18 protein-coding genes and 3 pseudogenes are annotated in these 19,422 nt (G+C 57.1%); 9 read left to right on the forward strand and 12 right to left on the reverse strand.

Features of this window, described 5'->3' with window-relative positions; translation table 11 throughout:
• Window position 1: 1 nt before the first annotated feature.
• On the reverse strand, window positions 2-466 hold the full coding sequence (locus tag ACPOL_RS31805) for an SgcJ/EcaC family oxidoreductase (RefSeq protein ID WP_161557693.1): 465 nt from the start codon (window positions 464-466) through the stop codon (window positions 2-4).
• Between the two features lie 137 nt (window positions 467-603).
• Here ACPOL_RS31805 and ACPOL_RS31810 point away from each other — a divergent pair, with 137 nt between their 5' ends.
• On the forward strand, window positions 604-1,026 hold the full coding sequence (locus tag ACPOL_RS31810; protein ID WP_114211382.1) for a winged helix-turn-helix domain-containing protein: 423 nt from the start codon (window positions 604-606) through the stop codon (window positions 1,024-1,026).
• Window positions 1,023-2,396 carry a tetratricopeptide repeat protein gene (locus ACPOL_RS31815; RefSeq protein ID WP_114211383.1) on the forward strand — a complete coding sequence of 458 codons (1,374 nt, stop codon included), beginning with the start codon at window positions 1,023-1,025 and terminating at the stop codon, window positions 2,394-2,396. Before ACPOL_RS31810 ends, ACPOL_RS31815 begins: the two co-directional genes overlap by 4 nt.
• A 294-nt stretch (window positions 2,397-2,690) precedes the next feature.
• Here ACPOL_RS31815 and ACPOL_RS31820 read toward each other — a convergent pair whose 3' ends face one another.
• The 5 genes and pseudogenes from ACPOL_RS31820 to ACPOL_RS33860 form a co-directional block, all read right to left on the reverse strand.
• On the reverse strand, window positions 2,691-4,010 hold the full coding sequence (locus tag ACPOL_RS31820; protein WP_114211384.1) for a HupE/UreJ family protein: 1,320 nt from the start codon (window positions 4,008-4,010) through the stop codon (window positions 2,691-2,693).
• The gene (locus tag ACPOL_RS31825) at window positions 4,007-5,008 is read right to left on the reverse strand and encodes a DUF3500 domain-containing protein (protein WP_114211385.1); all 1,002 of its coding nucleotides are present in this window, start codon (window positions 5,006-5,008) and stop codon (window positions 4,007-4,009) included. The genes ACPOL_RS31820 and ACPOL_RS31825 overlap by 4 nt, the downstream gene beginning before the upstream one ends.
• Window positions 4,992-5,165 carry a DUF3500 domain-containing protein gene (locus ACPOL_RS33330; protein WP_150133224.1) on the reverse strand — a complete coding sequence of 58 codons (174 nt, stop codon included), beginning with the start codon at window positions 5,163-5,165 and terminating at the stop codon, window positions 4,992-4,994. The genes ACPOL_RS31825 and ACPOL_RS33330 overlap by 17 nt, the downstream gene beginning before the upstream one ends.
• Window positions 5,162-6,179 (reverse strand): annotated as a pseudogene (locus ACPOL_RS31830) (DUF3500 domain-containing protein). The gene ACPOL_RS33330 and the pseudogene ACPOL_RS31830 overlap by 4 nt, the downstream one beginning before the upstream one ends.
• Entirely contained in the window at window positions 6,071-6,406 is a 336-nt protein-coding gene (locus ACPOL_RS33860; RefSeq protein WP_161557694.1) for a hypothetical protein, read from the reverse strand. The pseudogene ACPOL_RS31830 and the gene ACPOL_RS33860 overlap by 109 nt, the downstream one beginning before the upstream one ends.
• A gap of 622 nt (window positions 6,407-7,028) precedes the next feature.
• Between ACPOL_RS33860 and ACPOL_RS31840 the strand changes: the two are divergent.
• Window positions 7,029-7,760 (forward strand): annotated as a pseudogene (locus tag ACPOL_RS31840) (transposase family protein); the annotation flags it as partial.
• A 459-nt stretch (window positions 7,761-8,219) separates the two neighbouring features.
• Entirely contained in the window at window positions 8,220-9,818 is a 1,599-nt protein-coding gene (locus tag ACPOL_RS31845) for a GMC family oxidoreductase (RefSeq protein WP_114211387.1), read from the forward strand.
• 192 nt (window positions 9,819-10,010) lie between these two features.
• Here the strand turns inward: ACPOL_RS31845 and ACPOL_RS31850 are convergent.
• The 6 genes and pseudogenes from ACPOL_RS31850 to ACPOL_RS31875 all read right to left on the reverse strand — a co-directional run bounded on the left by ACPOL_RS31850 (window position 10,011) and on the right by ACPOL_RS31875 (window position 15,053).
• Window positions 10,011-10,970, reverse strand: a pseudogene (locus ACPOL_RS31850) (alpha/beta fold hydrolase).
• Between the two features lie 42 nt (window positions 10,971-11,012).
• Window positions 11,013-11,627, reverse strand: coding sequence for a DUF417 family protein (locus ACPOL_RS31855; RefSeq protein ID WP_114211388.1), 615 nt, complete (start codon window positions 11,625-11,627; stop codon window positions 11,013-11,015).
• 71 nt (window positions 11,628-11,698) lie between these two features.
• Window positions 11,699-13,102 (reverse strand): dihydrolipoyl dehydrogenase family protein, encoded by a 1,404-nt coding sequence (locus ACPOL_RS31860; RefSeq protein WP_114211389.1) that lies wholly within the window; start codon window positions 13,100-13,102, stop codon window positions 11,699-11,701.
• Between the two features lie 63 nt (window positions 13,103-13,165).
• Window positions 13,166-13,561 (reverse strand): DUF302 domain-containing protein, encoded by a 396-nt coding sequence (locus ACPOL_RS31865; protein ID WP_114211390.1) that lies wholly within the window; start codon window positions 13,559-13,561, stop codon window positions 13,166-13,168.
• A 38-nt stretch (window positions 13,562-13,599) separates the two neighbouring features.
• The gene (locus ACPOL_RS31870; protein WP_114211391.1) at window positions 13,600-14,046 is read right to left on the reverse strand and encodes a cupin domain-containing protein; all 447 of its coding nucleotides are present in this window, start codon (window positions 14,044-14,046) and stop codon (window positions 13,600-13,602) included.
• 188 nt (window positions 14,047-14,234) lie between these two features.
• Window positions 14,235-15,053, reverse strand: coding sequence for an AraC family transcriptional regulator (locus tag ACPOL_RS31875; RefSeq protein WP_114211392.1), 819 nt, complete (start codon window positions 15,051-15,053; stop codon window positions 14,235-14,237).
• Window positions 15,054-15,191: 138 nt separating this feature from the next.
• Here ACPOL_RS31875 and ACPOL_RS31880 point away from each other — a divergent pair, with 138 nt between their 5' ends.
• From ACPOL_RS31880 to ACPOL_RS31905, 5 genes are all read left to right on the forward strand, one after another.
• Entirely contained in the window at window positions 15,192-16,034 is an 843-nt protein-coding gene (locus tag ACPOL_RS31880) for an alpha/beta fold hydrolase (RefSeq protein ID WP_161557695.1), read from the forward strand.
• 38 nt (window positions 16,035-16,072) lie between these two features.
• A complete protein-coding gene (locus ACPOL_RS31885) occupies window positions 16,073-16,483 on the forward strand; it encodes a hypothetical protein (RefSeq protein ID WP_150133225.1) in 411 nt (136 codons plus the stop codon).
• A gap of 105 nt (window positions 16,484-16,588) precedes the next feature.
• Entirely contained in the window at window positions 16,589-17,563 is a 975-nt protein-coding gene (locus ACPOL_RS31890; RefSeq protein WP_114211395.1) for a zinc-dependent alcohol dehydrogenase family protein, read from the forward strand.
• Between the two features lie 100 nt (window positions 17,564-17,663).
• Entirely contained in the window at window positions 17,664-18,527 is an 864-nt protein-coding gene (locus ACPOL_RS31895) for an SDR family oxidoreductase (protein WP_114211396.1), read from the forward strand.
• Between the two features lie 266 nt (window positions 18,528-18,793).
• A complete protein-coding gene (locus tag ACPOL_RS31905) occupies window positions 18,794-19,204 on the forward strand; it encodes a hypothetical protein (RefSeq protein WP_114211398.1) in 411 nt (136 codons plus the stop codon).
• Window positions 19,205-19,422 lie beyond the last annotated feature (218 nt).

The raw sequence follows: 19,422 nt of genomic DNA on the forward strand, positions 1-19,422 counted from the left end.
CTTAATTCGGAAGCGCGACAGTATTCTGTCCAGACGCAAGCTTCCAACTACCATCGATCTGTTTAATTGCTAGATATTTGAAATGGGTGAGAAGCGTGCCTGGGGAAGACTCGACAATACCGGGCGGTAGCCCCACAAAGTCGATGACGGTCTGGTCAGTGTCGATCAGGACTGCGGAGTCCGAGATCTGACTAAATCTGCGTAGAGCGATGGAGATTGTGCTGCCTTTGACTGGCCCAGCGAATATCTTGGCGTGTTGCTGTTGAACCGCGGCCCTTCCAGAAAAGATCTGACCTCGAATATTGATGAAGTCTGCGTCTTCGGTGAACTCATGGGCATATGAGAGGCTGTCGCCAGCATTCCAAGCGGACTGCTCCGTCGCGAGTATCTTCTCGATGGCAATCTGTGGGGTAACTTCAGCGGCTTTTACTCCACCGCAGCCAGTGGGTACGATTGTAAGCGTCATAATGAGTGCACCTATCCAGTTTTGAAATCGCATTGTTGTGCCTTTCCGGGATGACAGCTCGAACTGAATCGATAATGACGAAAACCTGTCTGTCATTCCTGAACGCGACCTGAAGTTTTTCTGAAGATGGGCGAGAAATGGGCAGTGAAATCTGGAAGATGGATGGGTTCGAGTTGGACAGGCGTAGCTTCTCGCTGCGGGTTCATGGAACGATCGTGCGCCTGGACCCAAAGCCCCTGGAGCTACTGTTCCTGCTGGTGGAGAGTCAGGGGGCAGTGATCTCTCACGATGAGGCACTGCGCCGGGTATGGGGCGAAGATGTCTTTGTCAATGGTGAGGCGGCGCTTTACACGGCGGTAAAAAAGATTCGTCAGGCGCTCGGCGACGGGACTGTAATAGAGACGGTGACGGGCAGAGGTTACCGGCTTCGAATGCCGGTCAGAGCCGCATCAGGAAGTGCTCTTCCTGCATCGTCTCCACCAGAAGGGCAGAGGCTCGCCATTCTTCCATTGCTGAATCTCTCCAACAATCCGAGCCAGGATTATTTTCTGATGGGTTGACCGAGGAACTCAGCAGCGCCGTCTCGCGTCTGCTGCATGGACAGATGGGAGTGATCTCAAGGACATCCGTGATGCGGTATCGCAATGTGAGCATGGCGATCGAGGAGATTGCCCGTGAGCTAAAGGTCAATTACCTGGTAGAGGGGAGCGTAAAGCGCGATTCCGGAAGAGTCCGGGTGACGGTGCAGTTGTTGCGTGCGATCGATGGGACCGCGCTGTGGAGTGAGAGTTTTGAGCGCGTGCTCGATGACGCACTCGCAATGCAGTCGGAGATTGCGCTTGCAACTGCTACCGCCATCGGTATTCAAATCGTGCCGAATGAAGCAGCGAGCATTCGCAAAAATAGATCCGGCGCTATCCATGCCGAGGTGCACGACCGCTACCTCAGGGCGCGACATCTCTTGAGTCTGCGTACGAAGCCTGCTATTCAGGCAGCGATACGATATCTGCGGGAGGCTCTTGCAATCGACCCGGTCTTCGCTCCAGCCATGGCAAGTCTGGCATTCTGCCATGCGTTGCTGCCGATCACCAGCCTCTTGCGCCCTCATGACTGCTTCCCCGCGGCACAAAGCCTGGCAAGTGACGCGGTGTCGCTGGATGCGTCGCAAACGGACGCGCATATCGCATTAGGACTGGTTGACTTCTGGTATAGGCGTGACTGGAATGCCGCACGACATCACTTCCTCCACGCTTGCACACTGAACCCGGGAGACAGTGCCCCTCTCATGTTCCTGGCGCATCTCCATTCGATACTCGGTGAGCACGAACAGGCGCTGACGACTCTTGGCGCAGCACTTATTCTGGATCCCGTCTCCCCTATCGTGAGAACGCATCACGGCCATTTTCTTTACAATGCGGGACGGTCTTTTGATGCGCTTCGCCCTCTGGAGCAGGTACTCGAGATGGCGCCACAGTTCTGGGTAGCTCATCTGATGCGCGGGAAGGCCCTCGCTACTCCTGACCATGTTCCCGGGCAAATTCCCGGTCTGTCCGCTACCTCCCGTGAGGCAATTGACTCATTCTTGCTGTCGGAACAGTTTGCCATGGGCAACAGCGAACCGCTGGCTTTTCGCATCCATACCATGGCTGCTATAGGGAGGAGCGTGGAGGCTGAGATGGCGTTCCGAACGATGCTGGAGATGCATCAAAGCGAGCTACTGCCACCGCTGCATCGGGCGCTGGGAGCACTGGCAGTCGGAGCCCCTTCCGCTGCACTTGAGTTAATCGAGGAGGCATTTGCGGAGAACGATGTTCGCCTGGTCTTCCTATTAGTGGAGTCGCGCTGGAACGCTTTGGGAGAAAGCTCTTATGCAGACGCCTTGGAGCGAGCTAACCTGAGTGCCTACAAGCTCGCGAGTTCTGGAGATTAGGTGCTTCGGAAGGTCTTTGGCGGAGAACGAGTGATCAACGGGGAGGCTGTTTAAGAGTGCTCAGGTACGTATTTGAGAATTCCAGCAGCTCCGCGCAAATCTCAAATGGCCCCGGTAGGAACGCTCATCACCGATCGCCCCGGACAGATCCGTACGTGCGCGTCTACGCATACGGCTCTCATGAAGATGTCGGCAACTTGCCACAGTCAAGGGAGATTTCGACGGCTCAGTGAGTGCGTTGGCCTGTTCTCCTCAGTTGAAGACTCTTGAGGATTGCATTTGACAAACCGACTCTCAGGACTTGACGCCCTCTTCTGAACGCTTTGCGAAGAGCAGGAGAGCTATGCCGCTCGCAGCAAACAGTATGCCGGAGCACACCAGACCTCGCTGAGCGATCAGGTTCACAACTGTATCCACGTGCGTCTGCACGCGAAACAGTCGCTCGGCGATCCACATAGCGGAGGCAATGCAAGCGAATGCCGCTCCGGCTATACGAAAACCAGAATAAGCAGTCGTGCGACTCATTACGAGCAACGACGGCAGAACCAGTGCCACCACAAGTAGCTGCATCGTCTCGATCCCTAGATTGAACGACAGTATTCCGGCGACGCGATCCCATCGAGACATGCCAAGCCGATCCAGAGTGGAGGCGAAAGCCAGCCCATGAATCAGCCCGAAGAAAGCAGCGATCCATGCTTCTTTGCCAGGAAAGATGGGCCGCAGAGCGTACACGGCTGACACCAGTATCGAGACGGCGATGAGTACCTCTACCGGTCGGCTGGGGACGTGGACGAAGTTCATCGCTGCCAGCGTCAGCGTCAGTGAGTGGCCGATCGTGAATGCTGTGACAATGCCAAGGATGTGGAGGAGGCTTCGTCGCACAGTCGCCGGTGCACCCCAGCGTGGGCCGACAGCCAGTAGCGGCGCGGGAAGCAAGAGCACCAGAAGGAAGAGTAGATGATCCGTTCCCTCGGCGATGTGACGCAACCCCAGATGGAACAGGCTGGAAAGCTGCAACCCCTTCCACCATGCCTGAGTGCGTGACCATCTGCTGAAGCTTCCATCTGCCGCGCCAGTCTGTTGGTAGTCCAGCTCGTAGACGGACTGTTGTGGATCTCTCTTTTGATCCACGACGTGAAGAGTCCGATCCTGCGGCACCTCCACATTCACAAGGTATACAGAGGAGCCGTTCCGATGGCGGTTGATAAGGACCAGAGCACGGTCCACGGTAGAGTCTGGCGGGAGATCGACGTGATACTCAAGATGAATCTCGCCGAGACCATCACGGAGGTGGGACGCATCGGGAATGTCCCACGAATCGAGTTGGGGCTTCATGGCCCGTCCATCGATCGAAAGGGAGAGATCCCCTATGACTTGATCTGCATAGGCGCGCTTCTCGTCTTCCGAAAACGACCCGTCACGGTTGGCATCGATCGTGGCGATGACGGAAGGTGCGACCAGCACGCCCGGAATCAAACGCATGGAGGCGTGAACCTGATTCGCTCCTAAGGAGAGGATCGTGGCCTGCAGGTATTCGTCGATTCGATGTGCCCACGCCGGCAGGGAGCACACGAGGAGAACCATCGCCGTACACGGGGCCAGCTTCGTCTTCATCGCTTGACGAGCGCCGTCCCGTAGTCGTTCGTTGGATCGCGATACATCGTATGGACGTGGTTCCCAGGCTCATCGCTCTGCGGAGCGTATTCGATGACGAGGTGCGGTCCCTGAAGCCGGTAGTACGCCGTGATGTTGGTTCCAGCCTCTGCGTTTGTCGGGCCACTCCATGCGAAATACGTTTCCTTAAGGTCGGCCTTCATCTGGGTCATACGCGCCGCAGCGTATGGTTCGGTCAGGATGCCGGACCACTCCGCAATCAGTTCCAGCAGCATGGCTTGCTGTTTCTCGCTCATGTTTGACGCCTTCAGGCCTTCGGGAGCAATCTTCTTTCCGTCCTGTCCAGGCCCAAGCACGAGATCGGCGACCTGGTAGCTCAGCACCGCCTGTTTGCGCTGCGATTCGTCCAAAGCCTGAAGCAGTGCAAGCGCCTTGTCGCTCTCGCGTCCGACAGGTCGAATCGTCTTCCCATTCAGCTTGAATAGCGCCGGTTGTGCTCCTGTCAACGTGGGTGTCAGCACACCTTGGCTGCCGGCAATCGTAATGTTCAGGGCGAGATGATGCCCGCCAAACTGCAACATCCATGGCTGTGTCGCGGAAGGCGTACCAAGGAACGAGATGTAGTACAGATCGGATCCGAACATATCGCCGCCCGGCGGTCCACCTCCAGCCCCTCCCGGCCCACCTGCACCGCCCGGTCCGCGTCCGGCGAACTGTGGCGGAGGTCCTCCCTGTCCACCCGGTGGTGGTCCCTGCGGACGCGGTCCACCGCCGCCGGGCCCGCGCTTCGAGCCATTCGCCTTAAAATCATCGTCTGCCTGACGAATCTCGTTGACCTTCTCGAGCCCCATCGGACTAAGAACCGTGCCCATGAGCTTCATCGCGGCCTGCTGTTGCGGCACGGTCATCTGCTTTAGGCTGATTCCGCCACGCGGCACGAAACCGGTTGGAAAGTTCGACCACCGAGCCCGCTGCGTCGCATCATCGAACGCGTACAAACGCGTACATCAGTTTCTGTTTCTGTTCTGCGGAGAGCGTTGCGAGGAAGTCATTTGCTGCGCGCACGACCGCTTCAGTCGAGTTTGTCTGCTGCGCGTTTACGAAGACAGGAGCCCAGAGCGCAACCGCAGCCGCCAGTGACAGAAGTTGTTTCATTTTGCCCCCGTGAGTTTGACGCCATAGTCGTTCGTGGGATCGCGATAGATCGTGTGGACGTGCATCGTGGGATCGCCGCCAACCCCCTGCGGCGAGAATTCGATTACCAGCCGCGGCCCTTGTATGCGGTAGTAGGAACTCCCATTCTTGCCTGCCTCACGCTAGAGGTCCGCTCCATGCGAAGTATGTCTCGTTGAGGTCTGCCTCAATCTCGGCCATCCGCGTCTTTGCATAGGCATCGTTCACGATATCTGCCCATTGCGAGATCACATTCAGCAGCATAATGCGCTGCTTCGCATCCATCTCTGACGCTTTCAGCCCTTCCGGCTGAATCTGCTTCCCCGCCTGGCCCGGGCCAAGCACGAGGTCGCGCACTTCGTAGTTCGGCACGACCTGCTTCTTCTGTTTCTCGGTCAACGCGTCCAGCAGCGCGAAGGCCGTGTCATTCTCCTGCGCCAGCACGCGAATCGTTTTCCCGCCATGCGTATACACCGAAGGCTGCGCGCCTGTGAGCGTCGGAGTCATCGTGCCATCCGCACCGGCGATCACGATGTTCAGGGCAAGGTGATGGCCGCCGAACTCCAGCATCCATGGCTTCGTTGCGCTCGGCTCGCCAAAGACCCCAATCGTATACACGGCCTCGCCCGATGCAAAGTTCGTTCCGGCATCGGTCAGCGGCTGATCCGATCCCATGATCTCTAACACCTTCTGATATCCCATCGGGCTAAGCACGGTCCGTAACAAGAGCATCGCCGCGGCACGTTGCGGAGCTGTCAACGCCCCAAGCTGAAGTCCGGGTCGAAGCACATCGCTTGCCGGATAATTCGACCACACCGCCTGGCCGTACTGTTCCCCGATGAAGCCGCCCGGAGGCCCCATGCCTGCTCTGCCGCCCGGGCCACCTTTCAGCCCTCCTGACGGGCCGCCCTGACCCGGCCCACCGAGTCCACCCGGCCCGCGGCCAGGTCCGCCACTGCCACCCGCTTGTCCGCCTGCTGGAGCACCCGGCGCCACCCCACCATCTGCTGTTCTATGAAACGCGAATTGAACCTTATGCCTCTGGTCTCCACTGAGGGACGCCAAGAAAGAGTTCGTGGCGTCCACAACGGCGCGGGTTTGGCCATCAGAGGGCGAGGATTCAACTGCCGCCCCTCGACTGTTTTCAAGACCGTTGCCGCGTGGCCGAAGATCAACGTGAGTGCGATAACAACACCGGCCACCGCGATCATTCTCTTCATCATTTTCCGTGCCTTGGCGACATTGAACTCAGGAATTTGGGGACTTTTATCCTGTAACGGTAATGACGACAACTAATGCTATTAAGACTACGCCGACGATCTCTGAAATAAGCTGATTGATAGCAGGCGCTTCGGATCAATTGGATACTAGCGCTAGACGCGCTTCTTGTGTGTATCCGAATGATTCCCCCGGAGGTTCACGGTAGGCGCTCTAGATGGGTGAACAATCGCCAACGCACTCACCGAGCTCGATTAGTACCGATTATGTATGGTCCGCCGCAGGACTGCAAGGGAGAAGCTACGTGCGATAGACAAGTCTGCGGCAATGTATCCGGCCTTTGTGTGGAGATCGTCTCTCCTGGCCACGATGAGTTCCGCTGCGTGCCTGTCCTTATAAGTCGGTCGGTCGTTGAAGACCAATATCGGTATCAGGTTGAAGGCGCGCCGTTGTGACTGTTCTTTCGTCGCCCCTCAAGATGCCATTTTTCTTGTTTGCTCGGTATTGTCTTCCGACTCTGGCTGTTTGTCCGAGGACTTGAACGAGTTTTCCCGGCGGGCGTTCTGCCAATGCCGGCGAACGGCCGCCTTGTATACCTCCTCCCAGGGATAGGCAGACACTCGTGGGTACCTTCACGAGCACGGTTGCCCTGTCGCCTTCTACTCCGACAAGCACTCGGTCTTCCGCGTCGTGCGCCAAGACACCAAGGGTGGTCAAGGCATGACGCAGTTCGGACGTGCGCTCTCGGAGCTGAACATCGAGATCCTCTGCGCGAACTCCAGCCAGGCCAAGGGCCGCGTCGAGCGTGCGAACCGCACGCTGCAGGACCGGCTCGTGAAGGAGCTACGGCTTGCCGGCGTCAGTGACATGGCAGCCGGCAACGCTTTCCTGCCTGCGTTCATGGAACGCTATAACGAACGCTTTGCCGTGCCGCCGGCCAGAACACAGAACCTGCACCGTCCACTGCGAACAGCCACGCCCAGGCTGAACGACATCCTGTGTCACCGCGAGCAGCGCTATGTCGGTGCGCAACTCACCTTCCACTACGACCGCAAGCAGATCATCCTGGAGCAAACCGATGTTGCGAAGGGATTGGAGGGCCAGTACGTCGAGCTGTTCGACCACTGGGAGAAGCCGCTGGAGGTTCGCTGGCGTGGTCACGTGCTTCCCTATCGCGTCTTCAGCAAGGACCAGCGTGTCAGCCACACGGCCATCGTCGAGAACAAGCGCCTGGGCGCAGCAGGACCTCCGGCTCGCCACGAGGTCATGACTAACAGCCAGAAGACCGGCTATAAGAAGCGAGTGAAGAGGACTTCTGATGGAACAAGTCCGCACGGAGCGGTGGAAATGACGGTCTGATGGAAACCGTGGAACGATAAAGCCGTCCCACTCTTCCCACAGCCCTTGGAAATCACTTCGTGATTTCGCACATTCCCACCGCAAGACAACGACGGCCCTTATACTGACATTTCTATTGGGCGCAGTACCCTGTCATTTCTACTGAGCGCGAACAGAATCGCGGCTTATTGGCGCTACGAACGAGCAGTTGTTTCCGCGCGGTGCGGTGTCTCCCCGAAGATCCCTCCCCCTATCGCTTTCGACTCAGGCGCAGAAGGAAATTTCAGCCGGAGGAAGGCTGCGGTCCGGATGTGGAGCTGTCGGTCAGGTACTCCAAGTGATAGTCCTGGTACCGAGAGTGACTCCTTGTGCTGCAAAGCAGCTGATTCTTGAGATGAGGTCTGAGATGTTCCGTCGTAGCGGGGCATCATGCGCGCAGAGCCAGGTGCATGCGCAGCGACGATCCCAAGGAGATAGAACATGTCGAAGTTGGTTGAGGGTACATTTGCAACGGCGGCTCGCTTACACCAGAGTCGCCTCTCGTCGGATTTGAGTACAGAATTCGATTACATCGTTTGCGGCAGTGGGAGCGCTGGCTCAGTTGTTGCTGGACGACTTGCCGCGAATCCGGAGGTCAGGGTGCTGCTGCTGGAGGCGGGCGGAAGCGACGAATCGGATCTGGTGCTTGATACGGACAGCTGGCCTATGAACCTAGGCGGCGAGAATGACTGGAGATTCATGACGGAACCGAACGTCCAGCTGGGCGGACGTTCTCTTCTGTACTCCATGGGTAAGGTGTTGGGCGGTGGGTCCAGCATCAACGTTGGGACATGGTCTCGGGGCCACAAGGCAGATTGGGACATGTACGCTGCTGAAGCTGACGACGCTGGGTGGCGGTACGACGCGGTCCTCGAGCTTTATCGTTCTCGCGTGGAAGATTGGGTTGGGGCTTCTGATCCTGATTTCTACGGTGTGGGAGGGCCAATGCATGTTCAGCCCGTTGCCGATCCTGATGCTTTTTCGCTCGCAATGCTCGATGCAGCGGAGTCCTCCGGAATGCCGAGATTTGCAAACTCTGGCGGACAGATGATGAAAGAGAACGGAGGCTGCGCCGTCGTCGACAACATCATCCATAACGGCAGGCGGCAGTCCGCCTATCGCTCCTACGTCTACCCTCGACTCTTGCAACCTAACCTGACCGTCCTGACGAACGCTCTGACAACTCGGATCCTCTTCGAAGGGAGCCGGGCCGCAGGTATCGAGTTCGAGTACGAGGGACAACTGCGTCAAGCCAAAGCAAGCGCAGAGATCGTGCTTTCCCAGGGCGCAATACAAACACCGAAGCTGCTGATGCAGTCCGGAATCGGGGACAAGAATGAGCTCAGCAAGTTCGACATACAGGTGCGGCAACATCTGCCCGGCGTGGGCCGCAACCTGCATGACCACGCTGCACTTGCACTTGTATGGGAGGCTACCGATGCACCTCTTCCACATAATGCCCGGAGTTCCGCTGTCGCATTTTGGAAGACTGATTCTGCTCTGGATGCGCCGAACTTCTACACCTATGGCATCGGCATCCCGTTCCTCACGCCGGAGAACGCCGCTCGGTACCCAGCACCCGAAGCAGCATGGACGCTCTTTATGGGGATGCGGCCTGCAAGCAGAGGCTCCGTTCATCTGACAGGCGCTGAGGCTTCCGCTCCAGCTCAGGTCCAGGCCAACTACTTGGCCGCTCCAAGCGATCTTGCTGATCTCAAGCTTGGTGTCGAACGAGCCCGCGAGATCGGGAACGCTGCTGCCCTCCGTCCGTATACCAAACGTGAGCACACGAACATGACGGGCCTAGCTTTGGATGAATACATACGGAATGGTCTCGTCACGTTCTGGCATCAGTCCGGCACCGCGAAAATGGGGCGCGATGCCATGTCAGTCGTGGATGGTGAGCTCAAGGTTTACGGCGTGGAAGGTCTTCGTATCGCGGACGCATCGATTCTGCCACGCGTTACTACCGGGAACACGATGGCACCTTGTGTGATTGTGGGCGAACGGGCCGCCCAGCTTCTACAAAAGAAGTCCTGAGAGTGGCAGCAGGAGGAAACTCTAGGGTGGTCGGAGCGATCCGGCCACCCTGGTCTCACTCGTGTGTTCTTGATGATATCTGCGCCGTGTTCTGGCACAGTGTTCCAGAGAATCTATCCTGTCCGGAAAGCGCCGTGCCGGAGTGCGGCACTTCTCGCGAAGCTCATACAGTAAGGGTGCGAGACAGGATGTTCACCTTGCGGTTGGCGAAAGAAATTGCTTCATCGCAAGCGCAACCTCTTCTACGTGCGTTTCCAACGCGAAATGCCCCGTGTCCAGAAATTGGACAGTAGCGTTCGGATCGTCACGCCTGAAGGCCCTGGCGCCGGCCGGGATGAAGAAAAGATCATGCTTACCCCAGATTGCAAGCAGAGGGGGCTTGGCCCGGCGGAAGTACTCCTGGAATGCCGGGTACAGTTTGACGTTGATGGCATAGTCAAGAAAGAGGTCTAACTGGATATCCATGTTCCCTGGCCTCTCAATCATGGCTGCGTCAAGCGTGTAACCGACAGGGTCTATCTGTTCCGGGTGCGGGACCTCGTCCGTGTACTGAGAGCGCAGACCTGCGGGACCCAAAGCTTGTCGCAGAGTCTCCCGGTTCTCTGCTGACGGCTCTTTCCAATAGCGCTGAATCGGAGCAGTCATCCCCAAGGCCCTCTACGTACGCATTGCCATTTTGTGAAACGATCGCGGTAATTCGTTAGGGTGGGCCATCGCTAAACGGAATCCGGTAGGTGGGCCATAGTCGAATACATAGAGTGCGTAGCGTTTCAGTTGCAGCACATCCGCGAACGCCTCAACGGTGCGAGCAAGGTTGTCGAAGGTATACCGATACTGCCGACTTGAAGGAATCTCCGTGAAACCGAAGCCTGGCAGATCAGGAGCGATGACCCGGTAGCGGTCCGCGAGTAAAGGGATGAGGTTGCGATATTGAAACGAGGAGGTGGGGAAGCCGTGCAGCAGGAGGAGTACTGGTCCATCCGTCGGCCCGGCTGCGCGGTAAAAGACACTTACGCCGTCGGCCTCAATTCGATGCAAAGTGGTGTGCGGTACATGGTTCACCTCTTTGCCGTTGAGAGGCTCGGCTGCTGCAGCCGCTGTTGCAGTTGCTATTACGCCGGCACCTTGCGAGATAAAGCCTCTACGTGTCATACATTCTCCGAGTCAGCAGTTGCATTGTGAAGGTAAGAAGCGCTATCGCACGGTGATCTCTAGGCGTCGATGAAGGTAGGATCTTGCGGCATCAGCCATGGTCAACACGGCGGCACCGAGCATGATGCAATCCTTGACGATGAGCCTGCCTACCCCGGAGAGATACGGAAAACCGTGGTGCATCTCGCCAAGCGCCGGCACCCAAGCTTCGGGGGTGGTCATCAAAAAGGAAAGAGTTGTGAGCGACATCAGAACGAGAAGGCCGCTGCCTACTGCAGACGCTTGCGGGAGCACAGGATAAAGCGCGATCAGTAAACCCAGCATCACAATGACGATGCCCAGTCCGTTAGAGACGAGGTAGGTATTGTTTGACCGCTGCCACTCTTGATTGGCCGGTTTCACCTCCCCTTCCTTGTTCATATGGAGGCGGTACTCCGGTGCGGGATGGCTGTACATGAAGCTGGCCAACGGGCTGTTTGCGACCAATGGAACAATGCTATCGGCTTCGTAGCTGGCAAATTTCAACCCTCCGATCCAAAGAAGAACGATGACTAAACCGAGACGGAGCAGTCCCATCCCGAACCTGTCGAGACCGGCGGCAAGTGTGAAGACGCGTACAGCCCAACTTCTGGATGTTGCTACCGAATGACTCGTCATAAATCTCCTGTCTTGGCTTATGTGAGCAACACACGATCCAATTCTGCTGTGACCTTTGTTGAAGCGACAATCTACTGAACTGGCGTAGATGAAAACAAATTCATCAAACCTTCGGACATCGTAGGGTGAGTCACGATCAAGTCCCGCAGAGCCGTGTACGGCAGCCCCGCGCTCATCGCCAACTGAACCGGTGCAAGCAGCTCCCCCGCCCCTACCCCAAGCGCTGTGAAGCCAAGGATGAGGTCGTCTGCAGCAATCAGCGCCTTGAGAAAGCCGGCAGTTTCCCCGAGCGTGCGTGTGCGTAACACCGCCGCCATCGGCAATTTCAAAAGCCGATACTCAATTCCCTGCTCTTTGGCCTCATGTTCGTGGAGGCCGACGTGCGCGAGTTCAGGATCGGTAAAGAGTGTGTACGGCACCTGCCGACCAGAGACAGTTGCGCTCTCGCCTTTCATCACCCTTTGCACGACCCGGTAATCGTCATACGCAATATGAGTGAATTGGGGGCTACCCGCGCAATCCCCTACTGCAAACACACCTTCTGCCGTGGTCTGCAAGGAGTCGTTAACCTTGATGTAGCCGTTCGGACTCAGTTCGATGCCGGCCTTCTCCAAGCCAATCTCGTCTGTGTTCGGCTGGCGGCCAGCAGCCACGAGGATGTGCGTGGCTTCGACCACCTGTTCCCCCGTCGCGGTCCGTATACGTGCTGTCACAGGGTCACCGGAGCGCCCGCTCACCGATTCCAAGGTACTGCCTAGCTGGAGATGGATTCCCTCTTTTGCGAGCACCGCTGCGAGAGCAGCCGTGACATCCTCGTCTTCGTTGGATAGGAGCCGCTCGCCTCGATTGATAACCGTCACCCGCGAACCGAAGCGCGCCATAGCCTGTGCGAACTCGAGCCCCACATACCCGACACCCAGCACCAAGAGATGCCCAGGCAATGTGTCGAGTTCGAGTTCTTCGACATGGGTCATCGGCTGCGAGGCACGCAAGCCGTGGATGTCCGGGATAACGGCCCGCGAGCCAGTGCTCACGATCACAATGTCCGCCTTGAGCAGGCGAGTGCCACCTTCTGGGAGCGCCACAGATAGGGTGCGAGGGCCTACAAACCGACCTTCGCCATTTACGAACACCACGTGGTTCGCAGCAAAGCGCTTTTCGTGGACATCAACAAGGCCCCTGACCATAGCCCGCTTTCTCTCGCGGACCACAGCCATATCGATACCTGGCGCGGATTTGTTCATGCCAAACTCATCCAGCCGTTGCGCATACCAGGCGACCTTGGCCGAATGCACGATGTTTTTGCTTGGCAGGCAGGCGATGTTGGGACAGGAACCACCGACGTATCGTCTCTCGATGAGCGCCACTCTTTTCCCTTCAGCACCTAAGGACCAGCTAAGGTACTTCCCTGCTTCTCCGCTTCCAAGAACCAGGGCATCAAACACTTCTACTGTGTGGTGTGTGCTATCCGGCATCGTCACTCCTTGGTCTCAGTTCGCTTCGATATCCACGTCTTTACACGTCAGAGAATCAAGTTGCTAGTGTGCGAGGGCTTTAACGATGTTCTCGATACCTGCTATATTCTCGATCAGCACATCGTTCAGCTCGTGACGCATTTGCAGATACGAGGCGCTGTTGTAGCTGATCCAGGTGCTTCCGTCTGCACCTTCTGCGATCAGGATCTTCAGTGGCAAATCGAGCGCGCTGCTGGGTGCAGCGAGCATGACTGGAGTACCGGCCTGCGGATTTCCAAAAATCACGAGCTTCGTGTTCGGCATCTGTAGACGGATCTTCGTGGCCTCGCCGCTGTGGTCAACAACTGCAAAGACGGTGATACCTTTGCCGCGCAAGATGGAGAGAAGTCGCTCTACGACTTCCTCGACCGACCCCGTGGCAGAACGCTGCAGAATCCCGTTATCCGTTAAAACGAACATCGCAAATCCTCCCGAATGTGAAAAGCCTGGTTCTGCCTTTACCAACCTGTGAGCAAGGTGATTCCGAACCGTGGAGCTGCGGCCTTCATGCGCTCTATGTCTTCAGGCGAGGGAGCTTGCACTTGTTCGCCGGGAGCCCTTAGGTGGCCGCCCTCGGCCAGAAAGCCCTCAAAGCCGCTCGGCGTGCAAAGCAGAAGGTAATGCGTTGGCTGACCACTGATATTCATCAGTTGGTGCGGAATACCCCTTGGGAGAAAGACTGTTTCGCCGGCTCTGATCGACTGTTCCTTACCTGCAATGATTGCCCGCATTTCACCCTCTAACATGTGAAGCGCCTCGTCATCGTGTTCATGAACGTGGATCGGCGTACGCGAAGGGCCTGTGCTTCTGTTCTCGAACATGGAGAGTGCCCCGGCAGTCTGATCTCCTGCAAGGTGTTGTTTCATGAGGACGCCGGCGAGGATGTATTCGGGTTGAGATGGCATCAAGAGCTCCTAAATCGACAGCGTCGTTCCCGCAAGGCCAGATGTTGTTCAGCCTGGCGAGGAGGGAGCGCTCAGTATTCCTGCTCACTGATCGTCAGGCAGCGGACGACTACAACGTTCACTCTCCGTACCACGATCTTCACACTCCGTCTCATGACCCTGCATGGTGTCTGGGGAGCGTCATCGCCCTAGTACTTACGTTGGGCCGCAAGCCATGCCATCGGCGGCTTGCCGACAAGCTGAGAAAACGTACGAGTGAGCGCTCCTGTGCTGCTGTAGCCGACTGCGGGAGCCACCATCTTGAGTGGCTCTCCTTTCTTGAGAAGGGACTGTGCGACTCCGATACGCCACTGGGTAAGGTATTCAAATGGAGTTTGGCCCATGATGCTCAGGAAGTGGGCAGCAAAGCGCGCCCGAGACATGCCTCCTACGTGTGCCAGTTCCTCAAGAGTCCAGGCCTTCTCGGGTTGATGGTGAAACGCCGCCAGCACTCGCGATAGGTGTGGGTCAGATAGAGCAGTCAATATACCGCCCTGCATCACCTGTGAATCGATGGCGAACCTGAGGAGGAGGACGAGAAAGTATTCTGCCAGCCGGTCGACAGCCACCTGTCGTCCATCTTTGTTGTCGAATGCTTCGGCAAACAGCGACTCTGCGGTGGGGACAAGCGGGGGTGCAGCCGCCAGCGGAACCATCAGGAGCTTAGGCAGGGCAGATGCCAGCGGGTTAAGCATGCCCGCACCGAACTCCACGAACGCACATACGATATCTGCGCCGGCTGATCGGAATGTATGCTCCGCCGGACGGGGATAGAGTAAAACGCTCGGTTCTTCAACGCTGACCGGGAGCTCCCCAGGTTCATATATGGTTAGTCTGCCCCGGCGAAGAACGTGGAGATGCCCGGCTGTTTGCGTCACGTGATCGCTCGACGTTCCACAGAGCGTGCCGGCAAGGAAGATGCGTGCAGAGAGGGAAAAGTGGGAGAAATAGGGCGACAGTCGATCCAATCGGATACTCCTGGGCAATCTCTGGATACTCTGAGTGCGTTCCGGCGCCACAACCTACTGCATGATCACTTTGACGACCAGTTTGTCGAGCTTTTTCAAGGCCCTGACGAGCTCAAATGCAGAAAAAGGAGTACAAACGTGCAAAACAAGCTTCGGGATAGCGTGCCGCTAGCATTCAGTAAAAGCGGAGATCAGGAGAACGCTTTGCTGCTAATTCACGGATGGGGCTGTGACCACACGACTCTTCTAAGGCAGCAAACCTTTTTCGAGCACTCCCATACTGTAATTAATGTAGACCTACGTGGGCACGGGGAAAGCGGTGCGCCGGAGGCGGTGTACTCCATTGCACAATATGCTGATGACGTGATGTGGCTTTGCGGCGAGCTGGGAATTACACGCGTAGCGGTCGTCGGCCACAGCATGGGCGGCGCTGTCGCTTTGGAGATGGGCTACAGAAATCCCGCGCTGGTTGAAGCGGTCGCAATGCTTGATACTGCGTTCCAGGCTCCATCCAGCTTGAATAACATTCTCGGCCCTCTGGTCCCCGGGTTGATGGAGGCTGGGTTCGAGGCAACTTATAGGTCGATCATGAGAGCGCTCAGCCTGCCATCGGACCTGCCAGCTCTGGACCCTGTCCTCGAAAGTTTCCCAAAGGCCACTCAACACGTTCTTCTATCTTCATTGAAAGGGCACATGGAAGACCACAATTTCGCTGCGGCTGCTGCAGGTTGTACTGTCCCCGTGGCCTACATCGGGGCCGCACAGCCACTTGCCGATCTCGTTAGGCTTAGGGAACTCATCCCCGAACTCATGATCGGAAGAACCGTCGGGGCTGGTCACTTCGCTCCCCTACTTGTCCATGATCAAGTCGACGCAATGCTGCTGCGTTTCTTAACGTTGGTGCGACTTGATAAGAGCGCATCGATGGAGCCGGACCGCTCCCGGACAGTGGCAAACACTCCGCAGCTTGTTAATTCGTAATCCACCATTCAGAACAGCGAAGGCAAAGAAGGAGGACCATGAAGCTAATGGGTGCAATGCTAAAAACAATGATCTCTGCCGCGTCGCTTTCGATGCCGTTCTTGATCGTTGCGCAAACTGACCCGCTCTCCCTCAAGCATGGCGTCTATGTGGAGAAGCACGAGCAATGCAAGGGTGCCCCGAATGCAGCAATCAGGGTTTGGGATGGTGTTGGCTTCTCCGGCGCCCACTCCAGCCGCTGCACGTCACGCGTCCTTCGTCGCGATAAGAACCGCTTTAGGGTCAGCACATCCTGCTCCGCATTGGGAGATGGTTCGCCAAGCGGCTCTGGTATTGATGGCGCGGATCCCATTCTGCTGGAACGTCTGTCGAGTACTGCCTTCGTGATGCTACGAGATCGCCAAGCGCCACGCAGCTTCCGTTGGTGCAGCGCGAACGACGTGGATTAGCGGTCAGGCGGACGGCGCGCCTTCCACGAGTGGTTAGATGCGGGACGTCGGCTGGAACTGGCCATTATGCAAGAGCCTTGTTAAACAACAACCATAGGAGCCGCAATGAGAGCTTATGTCGTCGAAAGTGCGAATGGTCCTTTCAAGAGGGTGGAAATCGATCGGCCTAGCCCCTCAGCCGATCAGGTGTTGGTCAAGATTATCGCCAGTGGGGTGAATCCTCTGGACACCAAGATTCGAGCAGGCCAGGCGGAGCATGCAAAGCAGCCTATTCCCGCGGTACTCGGCTTAGACATGGCCGGTGTCGTGGAGTCGGTTGGCTCCGATGTCACGGCGTTCCGTCCAGGTGACGAGGTATTCGGGATGGTCGGGGGCGTTGGCGGCCTGCAAGGCACGTTGGCCGAATTTGTGGCAGCTGATGGTGCCCTGCTGGCGCACAAACCTAAGCTTCTGAACATGCAGGAAGCGGCGGTGATGCCACTGGTGACAATCACTGCCTGGGAAGGCCTCGTAGATAAAGCGAAGATTCAACCGGGACAGACCGTGCTGGTACACGCTGGTGCCGGGGGCGTGGGCTATGCGGCGGTCCAGATTGCTCTTGCCCTTGGAGCGAAGGTCTACGCGACAGTCTCACAGGACAAGCGGGCGCTCGTGGAGGCTCTGGGCGCGACCGCAATCGACCGGTATACCTCCGTGAACGACTACCTGACTGAATGCACTGGAGGGGCCGGTTTCGATGTCATCTATGACACGCTGGGCGGAGCAGTCCTGGACGCATCCTTCGCCGCCGTCAAGCGCTACACGGGGCATGTGGTGAGTTGTCTTGGCTGGGGCACACACTCCCTGGCACCACTCTCGTTCCGTAGCGCCAGCTATTCCGGCGTGTTTACACTTTACCCTCTGTTGACAGGACTACAGCGTGCCCATCAAGGAGCAATCCTGTCCGAGGTTGCGACGCTTGTGGAGAGGAAGCAATTGCGACCTCTTCTCGCGGACGTGCAATTCGGCGGGAACGATATCGCGGCAGCTCATGAACTGGTCGCACGGGGGAGCAATGGGAAGGTTGCTGTGCAGTTGTAAGGCTTGCGCCGAGATCTAGCCCCTTCCCTGGGGTTGGGCGTTTGCCGAGGCATTTAGCTCGATGGAGCTCCTCGATTTGCTGTGATGTGGGAGAAAAGCAATGAAAACACAACCGAACGTCCTTGTGACAGGTGCCTCTTCCGGGATTGGTTGGGCAGTCACCGAGGCCCTGACCGCAAGAGGCATCCGGGTCTTCGGCAGCGTGAGGACTCGCCACGACGCTGAACGGCTGCTCAATGCATTCAAAGAGCAAGTCGTTCCCTTAATCTTCGACACGACTGACGTGGATGCCGTTGCGGCTGCAACCAAACAGGTGCGGGATAGGCTAGATAATGAGCCCCTGTTCGGAATCGTGAACAATGCCGGCACTGGTACGGCCGCTCCTCTGTTGTACGTGCCAATTGCTGAATTTCGCCAGCAGTTCGAAGTGAACGTGATTGGCACTCTCAACGTCATTCAACACTTTGTTCCGCTGCTCCGCTCCACAGGAAGAACACCGGGAAGAGTAATCAACATTGGCTCGACGGCAGGCCGCATCGGCATTCCGTTCTTCGGAGCCTACGCGGCATCAAAACATGCACTCAACGGTTTGTCTGAGTCGCTTCGCCGTGAACTCCTGCCTTATGGTATTGACGTGATCACCGTTGTGCCTGGGCCTGTGAAGACGCCTATCTGGGACAAGGCGGAAAGCCTCGATTTCCGGGCGTACAGAGGCACGCCCTACGCAGGTCTTATTGATACATTCCGCGACGTCATGGTTCGGGACGGCAGGAACGGTATGGAACCGCGAGTGATCGGCGATGCCGTGTTTACGGCCTTGACCACGAGCCGACCTCGCTCGACTTACGTTTGCGTGACGGGGCTTCTCAAGAACTGGATACTTCCAACTCAATTGCCGTCACGGTGGGTGGACAGGCTTATAGGCGACCAGTTAGGGCTGACTGCGAAAACAGATGAAAAGTGATTGATTCCAAACGAGGTTCGTTAATGATTGCTGCTACTGCTACAGAGAAATACCGGCCAAATTCTCAGCGCTTTCAGAGGCCCTAATGCTCGACGTTCATCCACCACATGCTTCTCCACACACGTGGAGGGACTTTTTCATCCACATTGCCACGATCGTTGTTGGCCTCCTTACTGCCTTGGGTCTTGAGCAATCGGTTGAGGCAATCCATCGTCATAATGAACGCATCCGCCTCATCGAGGATCTCAAACAGGAGGCGCGCGCGAGTGCTTGAGATTCGGGAAAACAATCAGTCCTACCTTGTCCTGAATCAATGGATGCGCGATACGCTCAGCGTCGTGCTCAAAGCGACTCCTGCCGATGGGTACGTCGTCTTCACATTTCCTGCTCCAATCAGTCAGACATCTGGAAACCTCAGACCTTCGAACGCAGTTTGGACTGCAGCGAAGTCCGCCGGCAGTGTGAGCGTACTCACCCGCGAGGAAATCGAAGATTGGGAGCGGGTTGACTACTTCGCACAACTGGCACAGCGGGACACTGAGGTCTCGCAGACCGCGCTCAAATCCGTTGAGGCCGTTTGCGACCATCTTGGCAATCGTTTTCACCGCAAGCAGTACCGTTCGGACCACGTTGGCAGGTCGCGACGAGCTCACTCGCGGATTGGCCGTAGTCATTGAGTCCGTGCAATCGATGCGACATGACAATGAGGAGACGATCACTGCAACTGAGACGGTAAGCCTAGAGATCGCAACCGCGCCTGAAGTCCGTCAGCGAGACCACTATCTATCCGGTCGTGGAAGAGGTTGTGGTCGTGCACAAAAAACTGCTGGGGCGGTGCTCGAACACTGCCCCAACCACCCCCAATGTACATGGCCTGTCACTTAGAGATATGTGG

It is taken from the genome of Acidisarcina polymorpha (assembly GCF_003330725.1).
Classification (GTDB): Bacteria; Acidobacteriota; Terriglobia; order Terriglobales; family Acidobacteriaceae; genus Acidisarcina; species Acidisarcina polymorpha.